Below are 17,057 nucleotides of genomic sequence, written 5' to 3'. Positions count from 1 at the left end.
ACGACGGAGGCCGCGCGTCACCGGATGTCGCGCCGGCCGAGCGCCCAGGTCCCGGCCGCCCCGGCGGCGGCCGCGATCGCCAGCATGACGGCGGCCGCCACCAGGTCGGGCGGCTCCACCGGCACGGCGGCCAGGTGGGCGTAGGGCGACAGCCCTGCGACCCACTCCGGGGCGTCGACGCTGTCGGCGACGACGTTCAGCACGAACCCGCCGGCCGCGGGGAGCAGGCCGATCGCCGCGACGTGGGCGGGTGCGACGCCGAGCGCGAGCACCGCCGCGCCGAGGCCGAGCGCGGTGAGCGGCAGGGTGTTCGCGGCCCCGGCCAGCGCGTCGCCGAGACCCAGCGGGGCCCCGACCACCGCGGTGCCCGCCCACGTCGCGACCGCGGCGGCGGCCGTCAGCGCGACCGCGCCCGTCGCGGTGGCGGCGACCTCGGCCCCGACCAGTTGCGGCCGGGTCACGGGGGCGGCGAGCAGCAGGTCGAGGTGCCGGGCCGACTCGGCGTGGGCCAGCCCGCCGACCCGGGCGGCGACGAACCCGCCGACGAGCACGGCGAGCAGCGCGAACAGGGTGGCGGCGTAGCCCGCGACCGAGCCCAGCTCGGCGAAGCCCGCCCGGGTCGCCAGCTCGGCGAACACCGGGTTCTCGGCGAGGAAATCCGTCATGGACTCCGCGATCAGCCCGATGAGCAGGAAGAACGCGCCGACGCCGACGGTCCAGCCGACCAGCGGCCTGCCCAGCCTGCGCAGGGCGAAGGCGGGCACGGAGCCGAGCAGGCGCGTGCGCGGGGCGCGGGGACGGCCGTGACCGAGCGGGGCGTCGCGCAGGTCGCGCCGCCCCGCCAGCACGACGGTGGCGCCGAGCAGCACGGCCGCGGCGCCGCCGAGGACCAGCAGGGGCGCCACGCGGTCGGCCTCGAACGGGCGGGTGAGCGCGACGACCCCGAACGGGGAGACCCAGCGCAGCCACTCCAGCGCGGTCACCCCGTCGGCGACCATGCGGGCCAGCAGCCCGGTGAGCAGCACCGCGACCGCGGCACCGGTGGCCCGGCCCCGGTCGGGCAGCAGCTGGGAGGTGACCCCGGCCGTCCCGACGGCCGCGGCCCCGGCGAGCGCGAGCGACGCGCCGTGCACGACGGCACCGCCTGCGGCGGTCCCGGTGGCGAGCAGGGCGACGGTGACCCCGGCCCCGACCGCCACGACGGCCGTGACGACGACGGCCAGGTGCACCCCGACGACCGTGCCGACCGGGACGCGCCCGGACAACAGCAGGTCCCAGCGGCCCGCGTCCTCCTCCCCGCGCAGCACCCGGGTGGTGGCGAGCGCGGCCCAGACGGTGACCGCCACGGCCAGCACGGTCCCGGTGCGCCACACGGTGAAGCCGCCCGGGTCGTCGAGCGCGACCGGCTGGCCGAAGAGCGTGCGGATCGCCGGGTTCGCGGCCAGCGCCGTCAACGACGCGGCGCCCCCGGGGGCCGAGGCGATCACCGTGGCGTAGGTGGCGACGACCAGCGCCGAGATGCCGGCCGCCACGCCGAGCAGGATGCCCCCGCCCCGGGCGACGAGCCGGGCCGCGAGGCGGGCGACGGCGGTCACCGGGCGGCCCCGCCGTAGTAGCCGAGGAAGATCTCCTCCAGGGTGGGCTCCCGCATCCGCAGCGAGACGACGTCGGCGCCGGCCAGGGCCTGCAGCGCCGGGGCGGGCGGCCCCACCAGGTCGAACCGGACCCGCCCGCCGTCGACGGAGACACCGGACACGCCCGGCACCCCGTGCAGGGCGGGCACCGGCCCCCGGACGACGGCGAGCACCTCGGTCCGGTGCAGGCCGCGCAGGTCGGTGACGTCGGCGATCTCGACCAGCCGCCCGTCGCGCAGGATGCCCACCCGGTCGCACACGGCGTCGACCTCGGCGAGCTGGTGGGAGCTGAGGAACACGGTGCGGCCGTCGTCGCGGGCCTGGGCGACGGCGAGACGGAACTGCTGCTCCATCAGCGGGTCCAGCCCGCTGGTGGGCTCGTCCAGGACGAGGACGGGGGCTCGGGTGGCGAACGCCGCGACCAGCGCGACCTTCTGCCGGTTGCCGGTGGAGTAGGTCCGGCCGGGTTTCGACGGGTCGAGCTCGAACCGCTCGACCAGCTCGGCGCGCCGCGCGGGGTCGGTCCCCGGACCGATCCGGGCGAGCAGATCCAGCGTCTCGGCGCCGGTGAGCGAGGGCCACAGCGCGACGTCGGCGGGTACGTGCGCGAGGTACGCGTGCGCGGCCGCGACGTCGGCGGCGGGTGTGCCGAGCACCCAGGCGCGCCCGGCGCTCGGCCGGGCCAGTCCGAGCAGCAGCCGGATCGTGGTGGACTTGCCCGCGCCGTTGGGCCCGAGGAACCCGAACACCTCGCCGGGGGGCACCTCGAGGTCGAGCGAGTCGAGGGCGAGCGTGCGGCCGTAGCGCTTGGTGAGACCTTCGGTGCGCAGGGCGGGAACGGCGGGCATGACGGCCTCCGGACGCTGGTCATCGACGTGCCGACCAGGCTTCCCGGCGCTCCTGGCGGAAGCGTACGCCGCCGCGCAAGACCGACGGCCCCGACCGGATCACCGGTCGGGGCCGTCGGGGTCTCAGCGGTGGATCAGCTGAGGTCGTAGCGGTCGAGGTTCATCACCTTGTCGAACGCGGCCACGAAGTCGCGCACGAACTTGTCGCCCGCGTCGTCGGAGGCGTAGACCTCGGCGACGGCCCGCAGCTCGGAGTTCGAGCCGAAGACCAGGTCGGCGCGGGTGCCCGTCCACTTCACGGCGCCACCGGCGTCGCGACCCTCGAACGAGTCCTCGTCACCGCCGACCGACGACCACTGCACGCCCATGTCGAGCAGGTTGGTGAAGAAGTCGTTGGTCAGCGTGCCCGGCCGGTCGGTGAGCACGCCGGCCGTGGAGCCGCCGGTGTTGGCGCCCAGCACGCGCAGCCCGCCCACCAGGACGGTCATCTCCGGCGCACTGAGGTTGAGCTGGTTCGCCCGGTCGACGAGCAGGTACTCGGCCGGCAGGCGGTGGCCCTTACCGCGGTAGTTGCGGAACCCGTCGGACTTCGGCTCCAGGTAGGAGAACGAGTCGACGTCGGTCTGCTCCTGCGTGGAGTCCTTGCGGCCCGGCGTGAACGGGACGGTGACGTCGTGACCGGCGTCCTTCGCCGCCTTCTCGACGGCCGCGACGCCACCGAGGACGACGAGGTCGGCGAAGGAGACCTCCTTGCCGAAGGAGGACTGGATGCCCTCCAGCGTCCGGATGACCTGGGCGAGGTCGTCGGGGTCGTTGGCCTCCCAGCCGACCTGCGGCTGCAGGCGGATGCGGCCACCGTTGGCGCCACCGCGCTTGTCGCTGATCCGGAACGTCGACGCCGCGGCCCACGCGGCGGACACCAGCTGGGCGACGGTGAGGCCCGAGTCCAGGATCGACGCCTTGAGGGTGGCGACGTCGGAGTCGGACAGGGTGTAGTCGCCGCGCGCGGGGATCGGGTCCTGCCAGAGCAGCTCCTCCTGCGGGACCAGCGGTCCGAGGTAGCGCTGGATCGGGCCCATGTCGCGGTGGGTGAGCTTGTACCAGGCGCGGGCGAACGCGTCCGCGAACTGGTCGGGGTTCTCCAGGAAGCGCCGCGAGATGGGCTCGTAGATCGGGTCGGCCCGCAGCGCGACGTCGCTGACCAGCATCGTCGGGTAGCGGTTGAGCTCGCCGGTCTCGGGGTCGGGGATGGTGTTCGCCCCGGCCCCGTCCTTGGGCCGGAACTGCCACGCGCCCGCCGGGCTCTTCTCCAGCTCCCACTCGTAGGCGAACAGGTTCTCGAAGTACTTGTTCGTCCACTTGGTGGGCTCGGAGGTCCAGGTGACCTCCAGGCCCGAGGTGATGACGCTGCGGCCCTTGCCGTCGTTGAAGCCCTGCTTCCAGCCGAAGCCCTGCTGCTCGATCGGGGCGCCCTCGGGCTCCGGACCGACGTACTGGTCGGGGTCGGCCGCGCCGTGGGTCTTGCCGAAGGTGTGGCCGCCGGCGATCAGCGCGACGGTCTCCTCGTCGTTCATCGCCATCCGGCCGAACGTCTCGCGGATGTCGCGGGCCGAGGCCAGCGGGTCGGCGTTGGCGTTCGGGCCCTCCGGGTTGACGTAGATCAGGCCCATCTGGACCGCACCCAGCGGCTTCTCCAGCTCGCGGTCACCGGTGTAGCGCTCGTCGCCCAGCCACTCGCGCTCCGGGCCCCAGTAGATGTCCTCGTCGGGCTCCCACACGTCGGCGCGGCCACCGGCGAAGCCGAAGGTCCGGAAGCCCATGGTCTCCAGGGCGCGGTTGCCGGCGAAGACCATCAGGTCGGCCCAGGAGATCTTGTTGCCGTACTTCTTCTTGATCGGCCACAGCAGCCGGCGCGCCTTGTCCAGGTTGCCGTTGTCCGGCCAGCTGTTCAGCGGCGCGAAGCGCTGCATGCCCGCGCCCGCGCCACCGCGGCCGTCCTCGACGCGGTAGGTGCCGGCGCTGTGCCACGCCATGCGGATCATGAAGCCGCCGTAGTGGCCGAAGTCGGCGGGCCACCAGTCCTGCGAGTCGGTCATCAGGGCGTCGACATCGGCGGTGAGCGCGTCGAGGTCGAGGCTCGCGAACGCCGCGGCGTAGTCGAACTCCCCGCGATGAGGGTCGGAGGCGGGCTGGTGCTTGCGCAGGATCTTCAGGTTGAGCTGGTTGGGCCACCAGTCGGTGTTGCTGGCGCTCTCGGTCGGGTGCCCCATGCGACCGGCGTGGACGGGGCAGCCGCCGGCCTGCTCGGTGTTCATGTCGGCTTCGACGGTCTCGTGATCAGCGGAGAGCTGGTCGTCAGTCACGGGGGTCCTTCCGTAATCAGTGGGTGGTGGTGGGAGTGGCGCAGGCGGGACAGGTGCCCCAGTAGATGACCTCGGCCTCGTCGACGGTGAAGCCGAGATCATCGGCGGCCGTCAGGCAGGGGGTGGTGCCCACCGCGCAGTCGACGTCGGCGATGGCACCGCACGACCGGCACACGAGGTGGTGGTGGTTGTCGCCGACCCGGGACTCGTAGCGCGCCAGCGACCCGCGCGGCTGGATCCGCCGCACCAGGCCCGCGGTCGTGAGCGCCCGCAGCACGTCGTAGACGGCCTGGTGGGAGACCTCGCCGAGGTCGTCGCGGACCACGCGGATGATCGAGTCGGTGTCGGCGTGCGGGCGGTCGTACACCGCTGCGAGGACCGCGACGCGCGGGCGTGTGACGCGCAGCGCGGCATCTCGCAACATGCGTTCGAGCTCCGTGATCGTCGGCACCTGGGCGATTGTGGCCCATAATCTGGATTGAATCAAGATTATGGACGGTCGGGCGTGCCGCGGTGACCGGGGAGCGGCGGCCGGCGGACCGCGCCACGGTAGAGGCGGCCGGGGCGCCGCCGCCGTCTCAATGAGAGACGGGGTCGCCCGACTCGATCCGGTACGCGGCGATCGGGGTTCTCCCGCTTCATGACCTCCACGACCGCGACCAGCCCGCGCTGTCGCCGCACTCGGGTGAGATCGACACCATCGGGATTCTCCGGTGGCGAGACCCCCACCACGTCGATCTCACCCGCGGCGCCGAGCTCGCGACGTGACCGCTCGGCGTCGAGCCCGGAGGAGTCGCACCGCCTGCGCGAGCACCACGCCCACACCAGGTTCGGCCACGCCGCTCCGCGGCGCCGATCAGCCCTCGATCCGGCACAGCACCGAGCCCTGGCCGACCGAGGCGCCGGTCGCGACCGCGAGGCCGGCGACGGTCCCGTTCTGGTGCGCGGTGATCGGGTTCTCCATCTTCATCGCCTCGACCACGGCGACCAGGTCGCCCCGACGCACCGCGTCGCCGTCGGCCACCACGATCTTCACGACGGTGCCCTGCATCGGCGCGACGACATCGTCGCCCTGAGCGGCCGCCCCGCCGGTCTGCTGCGCACCGGCGCGGATCCCCGCTGCCGTCTCGGCGCTCACCGCGGACAGCCCGGGCAGCGTCACCACGTGCGCGCGACCGCCGACCTGAATCGTCACGGTGTTCCCGGGTGCGGACTCGGGGGCGGCGTACTCGGTCTCGATCCACCGGGTGTGCACGCCGAAGCCGTCCTGCGCGGTGAACGCGGGGTCCTCGACGACGGCACGGTGGAACGGCAGCACGGTGGGCAGCCCGTCGACGCGGAAGTCCGCGAGCGCGCGCCGGGCCCTGGCGAGCGCCTGGCGGCGGTCGGTGCCGGTGACGATCAGCTTGGCCAGCAGCGAGTCGAACTGCCCGCCGACCACGGTGCCGGCCTCGACCCCGGCGTCCACCCGGACGCCGGGACAGGACGGCAGCTCCCACGCGGTCACCGTGCCGGGCGCGGGCAGGAACCCGCGGGCCGGGTCCTCGCCGTTGATCCGGAACTCGATGGAGTGCCCGACCGGGGCGGGGTCCTCGGTGATCCGCAGCGGTTCCCCGGCGGCGATCCGGAACTGCTCGCCCACCAGGTCCAGGCCGGTGGTCTCCTCCGAGACCGGGTGCTCGACCTGCAGCCGGGTGTTGACCTCCAGGAACGAGATGACGCCGTCCTGCCCGACGAGGAACTCGACGGTGCCCGCCCCGTGGTAGCCGGCCTCGGCGCAGATCGCCCGCGCCGCGGTGTGGATCTCGGTGCGCTGCGCGTCGGTGAGGAACGGCGCCGGGGCCTCCTCGACCAGCTTCTGGTGGCGGCGCTGCAGCGAGCAGTCCCGGGTGCCGACGACCACGACCGTGCCGTGGGTGTCGGCGAGCACCTGCGCCTCGACGTGCCGGGGGCGCTCCAGGTAGCGCTCGACGAAGCAGTCGCCGCGCCCGAACGCCGCCTGCGCCTCGCGCACCGCGGAGTCGAAGAGCTCGGGGATCTCCTCGGCGGTGCGCGCGACCTTGAGCCCGCGTCCGCCCCCGCCGTACACGGCCTTGATCGCCACCGGCAGGCCGTGCTCGGCGGCGAACGCGACCACCTCGTCGGCGCCGCCGACCGGGCCCGCCGATCCCGCCACCTGCGGCGCACCCACCGCGGCGGCGATCTTGCGGGCGGTGACCTTGTCCCCGAGGTCGCGGATCGCCTGCGGGGTCGGGCCGATCCAGGTCAGCCCGGCGTCGACGACGGCCTGGGCGAAGTCGGCGTTCTCGGAGAGGAAGCCGTAGCCGGGGTGGACGGCGTCGGCGCCGGCCAGGTCGGCCGCGTCGAGGATCTTGGCCTGGTCGAGGTAGGTCTGCGCGGCGGTCGTCCCGTGCAGCGGGTACGCCTCGTCGGCGAGCCGGACGTGCGGGGCGTCGGCGTCGCCGTCGGCGTACACCGCGACGCTGGCGAGCCCGGCGTCCGCGCAGGCGCGGACCACCCGGACCGCGATCTCACCGCGGTTGGCGACGAGCACCTTGCGGAGGGTGGTCATGGTGAACTCCTCAGGGCCGGGACGATCTCGTGGGCGAACAGTTCGACCATCGCCGCGCGGTCGGTGTCGGGACAGGCGGGCACGAGCACGATCGACCGCGCCCCCGCGTCGACGTACTCGCGCAGCCGGGCGACGACCTGCTCCGGGGTGCCGCCGGGGACGTACCGGTCGGCGAGCGGGCCGAAGTCCTGCCGGTACACCGCGCCGAGCGTCTCGACGGCCGCCCGCCGGGCGGCCGGGCCGTCGCGGCCGGCGCCGGTCCAGCAGAACACCGCGCCCTCGACGGGCCCGCGTCCGTGTTCGGCGGCCGACGCGGCCACCGTCGCCAGGCCGGCCGCGAGCTGCTCGGGGCTGTACATGTAGGGCACCCACACGTCGCCGAAGCGGCCGGCGCGGCGCATCGAGGCCTCCTTGCGCCCGCCGACCCAGATCGGGGGACGGGGGCGCTGCAGCGGCAGCGGGTCGAGCGTGACCTCGTGCCCGTCGAAGGAGACCCGCTCGCCCGCGAACAGCCGGGTCAGGACGTCGAGGGCCTCGTCGGTGCGCCGCCCGCGCCGGGTGACCGGCACGTCGACGGCCGCGAACTCGGCCGGGAACTCCCCGCCGACGCCGATCCCGAGGTCGAACCGGCCCCCGGAGACGCGGTCGAGCGTGGCGGCCATCTTCGCGGCCAGCGCCGCCGGGTACACCGGCAGGATCGTCAGCGCCGACAGCAGTCGGATGCGGGAGGTGGCGCCCGCCGCGGCCGCGAGCGCGACGAACGCGTTGGGCGTCGGGCTGTGGAAGAACACGTGCTCGCCGCAGGCCAGGAAGTCGAACCCCAGCTCCTCGGCCCGCCGCGCGGCCCCGACGACCTCCGCCGGGTCGCCCTGCGGCGCGAGCATCAGCCCCACCGCTACGGGCTCGCACACAGGGTGCGGGGTCGGCACAGAGGGCCGGACCTGTGTGCCGGCCCCCGGAGGTGTGTGCGAGCCGGTCGTCCGTCCGCCCGGTCCAGCAACGCCTGCGCCATGCGCAGGTGCACGTCGTCGACCATCGCGCCGTCGACCATCCCGACGCCCGACGCCCCCGCCTCGAGCACGGCGCGGGCGTGCGCGATCTCCTCCGCCGAGGTCTTGACCGGGACGTCCTCGAGAGGCAGGTCGAGCTGGGCCGCCACCGAGCTGAGGTCGCCGAAGGCGATCTGGCGGCCCTCGTCGTCGACCGCGTAGCCGTCCAGGGTGCGGATGGTGCCCGGCGGGACGTCGAGCATGTTCGCCGCGGCCGCCACCAGCCGGCCCCTGGCCACCGCGGCCAGGGCCCGCACCGGCGGGATCAGCGCGCGCAGCGTGCACGAGCCGCCGGTGAGCATGTTGAACAGCAGCTCGGGGCGCGCGTCGGACATCGGCACCTCGACGTTCTCGACCGGCACGTCCATCTCGTCGGCGATGACCATCGCCATCGCCGTGCTGATGCCGGTGCCGACGTCGGTGCGGGGCAGCTCGAAGCGGACCTTGCCGTTCTCCAGCACCTCGAGGCGCATGAGGTTGAACGTCGGGCGGTAGGCGGCGATGAGGATGTCGCCGAGGTCCTGGAAGTCGATCGGGTGCGGTCCGCTGGGGATCGGGGCGGCGCTCGCGCTCGAGGGGGCCAGCGCCTCGACGCCGGCGTAGGTCGCGACGGTCAGTGTCGCGCCGCTGACCAGGTAGGTCAGGAACCGACGCCGGTCGATCTCGATCGACTTGGTGGCGCGGTGGCGACCGGAACGGTCACCGGGTGGCGCATGCGTGGGGCTGGCCATCTTCGGTCCTTCCACGGGACGGTGAGGCGGAGGGCGTCACCTGGACGACCTCGACATCAGGGGGAGCGGCGTCAGCACGGAACCCGCGCGACAGTTCGGCACGGCAGCGGGTCAGTGGTGTGGCACGCATCACCGCGGCTGATGGTGGACGTAACGACCGCTGGGGTATTGCGATACTCGACCCGCTTCTCCGCAAATGCGGTTTTGCCCCGTTCAGGCCGCTTCGACCTCCCGAGATGATCGACGCCGGTCCGACGAGACCGACCGCTGGTCGGGCGTCCCTCGCCAGTTCACACCCCTGCAACATCGTCCGGTTCGGTCGTTTCCGGCATCTCCGCAGGTCAGAGCCGACCGCGGGTCGAACTCGCCGATCGCGGGCGCAGCTCCGCCGAATTCACCCCATAGGGTGGTGTAGCCGCAGAAGCGGACGTGGCGGCGGCGCGGGCGCGGGTGCGCGAGGCCGTCCGGCGGGGCCCGGCGTCTGGCGGCGGCCGTCCCGGACGACCAGGGTGTGCGGCATGGATGCCCCGCAGGCCGAGCCGGTGCGCCCGATGCTGGCCACCGCCGGCCCGGCCCCGGTGACGACCACCGGGTGGGCGGTGGAGTTCAAGTGGGACGGCGTGCGGGCGATCGTCGACGGCACCGCCGACGGCGTACGCCTGACCAGCCGCAACGGCAACGACCTGAGCGCGGGCTATCCGGAGCTCGCCCGCACCGCGTCACTGGGCGGCTGGGCGGCGGGCCGCCCGGTCGTGCTCGACGGCGAGCTGGTCGCGCTCGACGCGGCCGGCCGCCCGGACTTCGGGCTGCTGCAGCAGCGCATGCACCTGCGGCACCCGGCCCCGGAGCTCGTGGCTCGGGTGCCGGTGGCGCTCTACGTGTTCGACCTGCTGGAGCTCGACGGGCTCCGGCTGCTCCGCGAGCCCTACGACGCGCGGCGCGAGCGGCTCGACGCGCTGGGGCTGGGCGAGGTGCCCGGTGTGCAGGTGCCCCCCTCGGTCGCCGACGTCCCCGCGGCGCAGCTGCTGGAGGTGGCCCGCGCGCACGGTCTGGAGGGGATCGTCGCGAAGCGCCGGGGGTCGCGCTACGAACCGGGCAGGCGCTCGTCGTCCTGGGTGAAGACCGCGCTGCTCAGCACGCAGGAGGTGCTCGTCGCGGGCTGGACGGCGGGGGAGGGCCGGCGCGCGGGCGGCATCGGGGCCCTGCTGCTGGCCGCCCGCGACGACACCGGCCGGCTGCGGTTCCTCGGGCACGTCGGCACCGGGTTCACCGACGCGGTGCTGCGCGACCTGCACGCCCGGCTCGCGCCCCTACGCCGCGACACCGGCGCCTTCGACGACGACGAGGTCCCCCGCGAGTACGCCCGGCCCGCGCGGTGGGTCGAGCCCGTGCTGGTGGGGGAGGTCGAGTACCGCACGCTCACCCACGACCACCGGCTCCGCCACGCGGTCTGGCGTGGCCTGCGGCCCGACCGCGATCCCGCCGAGGTCGTGCTGCCCCGCCGCTGACCGCCCCTCACCCCGTCGCGAACTGGTGCGCCGCGGCCACGATCCCCGCGACGACGCCGACCTCCTCCTCGTCGCGCGGGCCGGGCACCAGCACCATCCCCGAGCGCACCCGGATCCCGGCGAGCGGGTGCGGCACCACCCAGCCCTTGGCGATGCCGTCGTAGGCCAGCTCGTCGGGCAGGGCCGCGTGCACGCTGCCGTCGGGGTGCAGGTGCGCGAACTCGCCGAGGTCGGGGAGCAGGTACGCGGCGTCGGGGCCGGTGGCGTCGGCGCGGTCGAGCAGCAGCGAGCGCGTGCCCTCCACCCCGACGGTGGCGGGCGCGGTGGTCACCCCGGCGAGATGGGAGACCCGCGTCCACAGCTCGTCCTGCCGCGCGGCGGGCGCGTGCTGGGTCAGCTGGTGCTGCGGGACGGTGGTGGTGGTCTCCGGCGGCGGCCCGCCGCGGGCCGGCAGCCGCCCGCCGGGCACCGAGGGCCACGGCGGCTCGTCGCCGTCGGGCAGCGGGTTCTCGCCGTGGGCCCGGATGTGGTCGAGGCGGTCGCCGAGCCAGGTGCCCAGATGCCCGACCACGGCCCCCTCCAGCTGACCCCCGCCCGCGCCACGCTCGGCCCACAGCGGGGCCCCGCTCTCCTGCGCCAGCCACTCCCAGGTGCGGGCGAGCAGCGGGGCCGGGGTGCGGACGTCGGCGTCGCCGTGGGCCAGGAACACCGGCATGCCGGCGAGGACGCCCCGGCCCGCGGGCAGCCCCGAGTCGAGCGGCAGCGCCCCGTAGATGAGGCCCGCACCCGCGAAGCGCTCCGGCGCGGTGAGCATCAGCGCGCCCGCCATCGTCACGCCCTCGCGGAAGCCGATGAGCAGCACCGGCCGGTCCGGGTCGCCCTCGGTGTCGAGCCAGTCGAGCAGCCACGTGCACGTCAGGCGCAGGTCGTCGGCGTCGGGCGGGCCGTCGCCGGGATCGGTGTACCAGCCGTAGCCGCTGCCCAGCTGCAGCGGCCCGCGCACCGTGACGTAGGCGACGGGGCCGTGCGGCAGCCACGGCGAGATCTCGATGAGCGAGTGCTCGCTGGTGCCGCTGCCGTGCAGCGCCACGACGAGCGGGGCCCGCGGATGCTCGGTGCCCCACCGGGCGACCAGCGGGATGTCGGCCGGTCCGGCGTGGCGTTGGTCACCCATCGCGCCACATTAGAAGCGGCGGCTCGGCCCGCCGGTCTCAGTTCGATACGGCGTCTCATCCCGGGACGTTCCACGTGGAACAGCGACGCCCGTCACTAGCATGTGCGCCATGATCCTGATCAACGTCAAGTTCCCGATCCGTCCCGAGAAGGTGGACGAGTGGCTGCCCCTGGCCGAGTCGTACGCGACCGCGGTCAACGCCGAGGAGGGCTGCGTCTTCTTCGAGTGGTCGCGCGGCCTGGCCGACCCGCTGGAGTTCGTCACCATCGAGTGCTTCCGTGACGCCGAAGCCGGCGGCGCCCACACGAAGACCGCGCACTTCGCCGACTTCGTCGAGAAGGCGCCCGACCTCGTGTCGCGCCAGCCGCAGATCATCTACGTCGACGACGAGCAGGTGAAGGGCTGGGGCCCGATGGGCGAGATCACGCCCCGCTGAACTCGGCGGGCGGTGGGTCCGGGGCCCACCGCCCGTACCCGCTCAGCCCATCCGGCGCAGGCCCAGCCACTGCAGGTCGGCGAACACCGCGACGGCCGCGGCCTGGGCCAGCACCACGGCGACGCCGAGCCCGGTCAGGACGGGCGCCGCCAGCACGGCCGTGGCGACGCTCGCGGCGACCCAGCCGGCGTTGCCGAGGACGACCGTCCACGCGGCGGGCCGGGGGATCGCGGGCCGGGCGGCGAGCACCAGCAGCCCGGCGGCGAACAGTGCGAGGAACGCGCCGACCCCGAGCAGCACCGGGGTGGGCGGGCCGAGCAGGCCGGCCAGCGCGGGCGCCGCGGCCAGGGCGGCCACGCCGAGCGCACCCGAGGCGGCGGCGTCCAGGCGCAGGGCGCGGCGCAGCAGGCGACCGCCGTCGCGGGTGGGGGCGGAGGTGCGGGATCCGGTCGTCGATGTCATGACCGAACTGTCGTGCAGCCCGGTCGTCGGGTCGATGACCTCGGAGGTAGCGCACGGGGTGACTGACCACTGCGATGACTGATAACTGGGGGGGTAACGGACCACTGCGCCCCGTTGCGCAGTGGCCGTCGGGCCGACGTGGGTCAGCCGATCTGCTGGTTCTCCGTCATCGACTCGCCGGACCCGGCGCCCTGCGCCAGCTCGGCGATCATCTTCGCCATGTCGGCGGCGGCCATCGCGCCGACCTGGTTCTGGCCGAAGCCGTCCGGGGTCGGGCCGCTGACCTGGTCGACGCCGCCGCCCATGTTGACGATCCCGTCGGTGGAGGGGGCCTCCGGCAGCGCGTCGGCGGAGGGGGCCTCGGGCAGGGCCGGGGTGTCCGCCGCGGTGGGCAGGGCGGGGAGCTCGGGCAGACCCTCGGCGCCGGGCAGGGCCGGCAGCTCGAAGGCGTCGCCGGCGGGGAGCTCCGGGGAGTCGGTGTTGACGGCCGGCATCTCGACGTTGACGAGGCCGGGGACGCTCCAGCCCTCGGCCGAGGGCAGGCCGGGGGCCTCGGGGGCGGCGGGGAGTCCGTCGAGGCCGGGGGCGGCCGGGGCCTCGGGGATCCCCGCGCCTCCGAGTCCGTCGGTGCCGGGCAGGGCCGGGAGTTCGGGGGCGGCCAGCGCGGAGCCGGCGAACCCGAGGCCGAGTGCGGCGATTCCGGCCGCGGCGGCGGTGGTGCGCAGGCTGCGCCGTGCGAGGCTGCTCATGCGGGAAGTTCCTTCCAGACGCGTTCGTGGTCAGACCCCTCAACGAAACGGTGTGCACCCGGTTGTGCACTTAACGTGTCCGTCATCGTCTTTCACTCGTTATGGTGGCCGTCGACCCCGCCCCGGCGTGTCGGACATCATCGACACCGTGACGGTCGTGGCGAGGCTCGCAGCAGGTGCCGGTGTGGGGATCAGTGCCGGTCTCGGCGGAATCGGCTGGTTCTACTCCGGCGTGCTGCTCGACACCCGCCGGCAGCTCGTCTATCCGGAGCGCGTCCTGGCCGTCACCGGCTCGACGGTCGTGCTCGCGGACTCGCGCCTGACCCGTCAGCCGGGCACCTGGGGCCTGCGCTGGGTGGGCGGGCTCGCGCGGATGGGACCGGTGGCCGAGGTCGTCGACGGGACGGTGCGCCGTCCGTTGCTCGGCGGCGACGTCCCGGAGCCCGGCTCGTCGGCCGTGCTGGACACCGGGCCGTGGGACGACCCGGGGCAGCGCGGCCTGGCCTTCTCCGAGGTCGAGGTGCCCACGCCGGTGGGCCCGGCGCCCGCCTGGCTGGTGCCGGCCCCGGGCGACACCTGGGTCGTCGCGGTCCACGGCCGCGGCGGCACCCGCCGCGAGGCGCTGCGGGTGCTCCCGGCGCTGCACGAGCTGGGCCTGCCGGTGCTGGTCGCCAGCTACCGCAACGACGGCGACGCCCCGCCCAGCCCCGACGCCCGCGACCACCTCGGCGACTCCGAGTGGGAGGACCTGGAGGCCGCGGTGCGCTACGCCCGCCGCCACGGCGCCCGCCGGATCGTGCTCTACGGCTGGTCGATGGGCGGCGCCATCACCGGCGCCTTCCTCGACCGCTCGACGGAGGCCGGAGCGGTCGACGCCGTGGTCTGGGACGCCCCGCTCGTCGACTGGCGGGCCACGCTGCGCCAGCAGGCCCGCAACCGGCGGCTGCCCCCCGGTCTCAGCCCGCTGGCCCTGGCGATCACCAGCCGGCGCATCCGCATCGACTTCGACCGGTTCGACCTGCGCCGCCGCCCGCCCGCCGTCACCCCGCCCACGCTGCTGTTCCACACCGACGACGACACCTCCGTGCCGGTGTCCGCGAGCCGGGCACTGGCCGCCGCGGCCCCGGGCCTGCAGTGGCCGCTGCGCTACGTCGAGGTCGCCGGGCCCGAGCACACGGCCGCCTGGAACGCCGACCCGGGGGCCTACGAGGGCACCGTGACGTCCTTCCTCACCGAGGTGCTGGCACCATGGTCCCTGTGACGGAACCAGGCAACGCCAAGAACACCGCGACGCTGCGGACCTCCGAGGGCGACATCACGATCACCCTCTTCCCCGACCACGCGCCGAAGACGGTCGCGAACTTCGTCGGCCTCGCGACCGGCGACGGGAACTACAGCCAGCCCAACGCCAGCGGCGGCGACACCGGCCCGTTCTACGACGGCTCGGTCTTCCACCGCGTGATCAGCGGCTTCATGCTGCAGGGCGGCGACCCCACCGGCACCGGCCGCGGCGGGCCCGGCTACCAGTTCGGCGACGAGTTCCACCCCGAGCTGCAGTTCGACCGGCCCTACCTGCTGGCGATGGCCAACGCGGGGCCCGGCACCAACGGCTCGCAGTTCTTCATCACCGTCGGCCCCACGCCGCACCTCAACCGCAAGCACACGATCTTCGGTGAGGTCGCCGACGCCGACTCGCGCGCCGTCGTCGACAAGATCGCGTCCACGAGCACCGACCGGTCCGACCGGCCGCTCACCGACATCGTGATCCAGAAGATCGAGATCTCCTGAGCGACGTGCCGTGACGTACCCCGCCGGCCCGCCCACCGGAGCCCCGGCGGTGTGCGTCCGCCATCCCGACCGGCCCACCGGGCTCGCGTGCACCCGTTGCGCGCGCCCGGCGTGTCCGGAGTGCCTGCGCGAGGCGTCGGTGGGGTACCAGTGCGTCGACTGCGTCCGCCAGGGGCAGCGGGAGGTGCGCCGCGCCACCACCGTCGCCGGCGCCGTGCTCGGGGCGCGGCCGCTGGTCGTGCCCGCGCTGGTGGTGCTCAACCTGCTCGCCTTCGCCGCCACGGCCGTGCAGGCGGGCAGCATCGGTGCCAACACGCGCTCCGCGCTGTTCGTCGACTGGGCGCTCTCGCCCGGCACGGTGGCCGCCGGCGAGTGGTGGCGGCTGGTCACCTCGGGCTTCCTGCACATCGGCCCGCTGCACCTCGCGTTCAACATGTTCGCGCTGTGGATCATCGGCCGCGACATGGAGATGCTGGTCGGCCGCGGCCGGTTCCTGGCGGTGTACCTGCTCGGGATGCTCGGCGGGGCGGCCGCGGTGATGGTGCTCTACGGGCCCGGCGAGTACGTCGCGGGCGCCTCCGGCGCGGTGTTCGGCCTGATGGGCGGGCTCGTGGTCGCCCTGCTGCGGTTGCGCAGGCCGCTCAACCAGGTCCTCGGGCTGCTCGCCGTCAACCTGGCGTTGGGGTTCTTCGTCCCCGGCATCTCCTGGCAGGCCCACCTCGGGGGCCTGCTCGCGGGCGCCGCGGCCACCGCCGTGCTCGTCTACGCCCCACCCGCCCGGCGCGCGCCGGTGCAGGGCGGCGGCCTGGCGGCGATCGCCGTGGTGCTGCTCGTGGTGGTCGCCGCGGGCGCCGTCCTAGCGGGGGCGTAGGGCCAGCAGCTCGGCCGCGACGTCCTCCGGGTCGGCGCCGAGGTCGAGGCGACCGAACAGCAGCAGCCGCTCCCCGCCGTCGGCGGTGACGGTGTCGACCTCCAGCAACGAGGTCTCCCGGCCGAACCTCCGCGTCCGCAGGACGCGCACCCCCTGCACGAGCGGCCAGGGGTGGTGCCGGGCGCGCAGCATGCCGCCGACCGTCAGGCCGTCGGCGTCCACGCGCAGGCGCGGCCGGGCGCGGGTACCGAACAGCGCGGCGACGACGAGCGCCAGCGCCGCGCAGCCGGCCAGCAGGCGCCCGGCGGGATCGGCGCCGGAGACCGTCAGGAGCGCGCACCAGGCCGTGGCCGCGACCGCCCCGACCCAGCCCAGCGCGACCAGGCCGGCGGCCGGGCTCCAGGTCCGAACGGCCCAATCATGATCACTCACGGTAGTTTGTCCACAGCGTCCATCCACACTGGGGACTACTTACAGTGGTGTGTTTCCGCAGCTCAACGCCACCTCATCGTCATCAACAGGCCGATCACGATGAGTGAGAACCCGATGAGGAAGTTCCAGGGGCCGAGGGCGGCCATCCACGGGATGTAGTCCACAGCCAGGTAGTTGACGACCAGCCAGAGCAGCCCGAGCAGCATCAGCCCCAGGAAGACGGCGACGTAGATCGGGTTCGTGGGGCCCGTGACCTTGACCGGTGTGGTCGTCCGCTTGTCGCCCGCGGGCGGGGTGTAGACGGCCTTCTTGCGGACCTTGCTCTTCGGCATCTGCAGACCTCGTGAGACGGCGTCACCGGCGCACACCGCACCGGACTCTGGCCCCAGGCTAGCGCGCAGACCCCCGGCCGAGCCGGTTGCAGTGGGGTGGCTCCACTC

Annotated in this window: 17 protein-coding genes; 5 read left to right on the top strand and 12 right to left on the bottom strand. The window is 74.5% G+C overall.

Features of this window, described 5'->3' with window-relative positions; genetic code table 11:
* Positions 1 to 17 precede the first annotated feature (17 nt).
* The 7 genes from PHY01_RS22970 to PHY01_RS22940 form a co-directional block, all read right to left on the bottom strand.
* Entirely contained in the window at positions 18 to 1,595 is a 1,578-nt protein-coding gene (locus tag PHY01_RS22970; RefSeq protein ID WP_141281794.1) for an efflux permease Rv1217c-related protein, read from the bottom strand.
* Positions 1,592 to 2,482, bottom strand: coding sequence for an ABC transporter ATP-binding protein (locus PHY01_RS22965; RefSeq protein WP_141281792.1), 891 nt, complete (start codon positions 2,480 to 2,482; stop codon positions 1,592 to 1,594). The genes PHY01_RS22970 and PHY01_RS22965 overlap by 4 nt, the downstream gene beginning before the upstream one ends.
* 134 nt (positions 2,483 to 2,616) lie before the next feature.
* Positions 2,617 to 4,797, bottom strand: a complete 2,181-nt coding sequence (katG, locus tag PHY01_RS22960; protein ID WP_141281833.1) for a catalase/peroxidase HPI — start codon at positions 4,795 to 4,797, stop codon at positions 2,617 to 2,619.
* A gap of 64 nt (positions 4,798 to 4,861) precedes the next feature.
* Entirely contained in the window at positions 4,862 to 5,269 is a 408-nt protein-coding gene (locus PHY01_RS22955) for a Fur family transcriptional regulator (protein WP_170183945.1), read from the bottom strand.
* A gap of 432 nt (positions 5,270 to 5,701) precedes the next feature.
* Positions 5,702 to 7,417, bottom strand: a complete 1,716-nt coding sequence (locus tag PHY01_RS22950) for an acetyl/propionyl/methylcrotonyl-CoA carboxylase subunit alpha (protein WP_141281788.1) — start codon at positions 7,415 to 7,417, stop codon at positions 5,702 to 5,704.
* Positions 7,414 to 8,301, bottom strand: a complete 888-nt coding sequence (locus PHY01_RS22945; RefSeq protein ID WP_141281786.1) for an LLM class flavin-dependent oxidoreductase — start codon at positions 8,299 to 8,301, stop codon at positions 7,414 to 7,416. Before PHY01_RS22945 ends, PHY01_RS22950 begins: the two co-directional genes overlap by 4 nt.
* An 11-nt stretch (positions 8,302 to 8,312) precedes the next feature.
* Positions 8,313 to 9,197 carry a molybdopterin cofactor-binding domain-containing protein gene (locus PHY01_RS22940; protein WP_141281784.1) on the bottom strand — a complete coding sequence of 295 codons (885 nt, stop codon included), beginning with the start codon at positions 9,195 to 9,197 and terminating at the stop codon, positions 8,313 to 8,315.
* A 518-nt stretch (positions 9,198 to 9,715) separates the two neighbouring features.
* Between PHY01_RS22940 and ligD the strand changes: the two genes are divergently transcribed.
* The gene (gene ligD, locus PHY01_RS22935; RefSeq protein WP_246086094.1) at positions 9,716 to 10,705 is read left to right on the top strand and encodes a non-homologous end-joining DNA ligase; all 990 of its coding nucleotides are present in this window, start codon (positions 9,716 to 9,718) and stop codon (positions 10,703 to 10,705) included.
* A gap of 7 nt (positions 10,706 to 10,712) precedes the next feature.
* Here ligD and PHY01_RS22930 read toward each other — a convergent pair whose 3' ends face one another.
* Positions 10,713 to 11,879 carry a luciferase domain-containing protein gene (locus PHY01_RS22930; protein ID WP_141281782.1) on the bottom strand — a complete coding sequence of 389 codons (1,167 nt, stop codon included), beginning with the start codon at positions 11,877 to 11,879 and terminating at the stop codon, positions 10,713 to 10,715.
* A 109-nt stretch (positions 11,880 to 11,988) separates the two neighbouring features.
* Between PHY01_RS22930 and PHY01_RS22925 the strand changes: the two genes are divergently transcribed.
* The gene (locus PHY01_RS22925) at positions 11,989 to 12,315 is read left to right on the top strand and encodes a putative quinol monooxygenase (RefSeq protein WP_141281780.1); all 327 of its coding nucleotides are present in this window, start codon (positions 11,989 to 11,991) and stop codon (positions 12,313 to 12,315) included.
* Positions 12,316 to 12,357: 42 nt separating this feature from the next.
* On the opposite strand, the gene PHY01_RS22920 is transcribed toward PHY01_RS22925, so the two are convergent.
* Positions 12,358 to 12,777 (bottom strand): hypothetical protein, encoded by a 420-nt coding sequence (locus PHY01_RS22920; RefSeq protein ID WP_218030294.1) that lies wholly within the window; start codon positions 12,775 to 12,777, stop codon positions 12,358 to 12,360.
* Between the two features lie 143 nt (positions 12,778 to 12,920).
* The gene (locus tag PHY01_RS22915) at positions 12,921 to 13,526 is read right to left on the bottom strand and encodes a hypothetical protein (protein ID WP_141281778.1); all 606 of its coding nucleotides are present in this window, start codon (positions 13,524 to 13,526) and stop codon (positions 12,921 to 12,923) included.
* A gap of 148 nt (positions 13,527 to 13,674) precedes the next feature.
* On the opposite strand from PHY01_RS22915, the gene PHY01_RS22910 reads away from it, so the two are divergent.
* Genes PHY01_RS22910 through PHY01_RS22900 form a run of 3 tightly spaced genes read left to right on the top strand, consistent with a single transcriptional unit; the run spans position 13,675 to position 16,185 of the window.
* The gene (locus PHY01_RS22910; RefSeq protein WP_246086093.1) at positions 13,675 to 14,787 is read left to right on the top strand and encodes an alpha/beta hydrolase family protein; all 1,113 of its coding nucleotides are present in this window, start codon (positions 13,675 to 13,677) and stop codon (positions 14,785 to 14,787) included.
* Positions 14,775 to 15,314 carry a peptidylprolyl isomerase gene (locus PHY01_RS22905; RefSeq protein WP_141281774.1) on the top strand — a complete coding sequence of 180 codons (540 nt, stop codon included), beginning with the start codon at positions 14,775 to 14,777 and terminating at the stop codon, positions 15,312 to 15,314. Before PHY01_RS22910 ends, PHY01_RS22905 begins: the two co-directional genes overlap by 13 nt.
* 10 nt (positions 15,315 to 15,324) lie before the next feature.
* Positions 15,325 to 16,185, top strand: a complete 861-nt coding sequence (locus PHY01_RS22900; RefSeq protein ID WP_141281772.1) for a rhomboid family intramembrane serine protease — start codon at positions 15,325 to 15,327, stop codon at positions 16,183 to 16,185.
* Here the strand turns inward: PHY01_RS22900 and PHY01_RS22895 are convergent.
* Together PHY01_RS22895 and crgA are read right to left on the bottom strand one after the other, a co-directional pair.
* Positions 16,171 to 16,617: a PH domain-containing protein gene (locus tag PHY01_RS22895; protein WP_141281770.1), complete on the bottom strand. Its 447-nt coding sequence runs from the start codon at positions 16,615 to 16,617 to the stop codon at positions 16,171 to 16,173. The genes PHY01_RS22900 and PHY01_RS22895 overlap by 15 nt on opposite strands.
* A 62-nt stretch (positions 16,618 to 16,679) precedes the next feature.
* Positions 16,680 to 16,949, bottom strand: coding sequence for a cell division protein CrgA (gene crgA / locus PHY01_RS22890; RefSeq protein ID WP_141281768.1), 270 nt, complete (start codon positions 16,947 to 16,949; stop codon positions 16,680 to 16,682).
* Positions 16,950 to 17,057 lie beyond the last annotated feature (108 nt).

Source organism: Pseudonocardia hydrocarbonoxydans, from assembly GCF_006539565.1.
Classification (GTDB): domain Bacteria; phylum Actinomycetota; class Actinomycetes; order Mycobacteriales; family Pseudonocardiaceae; genus Pseudonocardia; species Pseudonocardia hydrocarbonoxydans.
The sequence above is the reverse complement of the archived record's forward strand: the minus strand, read 5'-3'. Positions and strand labels throughout refer to the sequence as shown.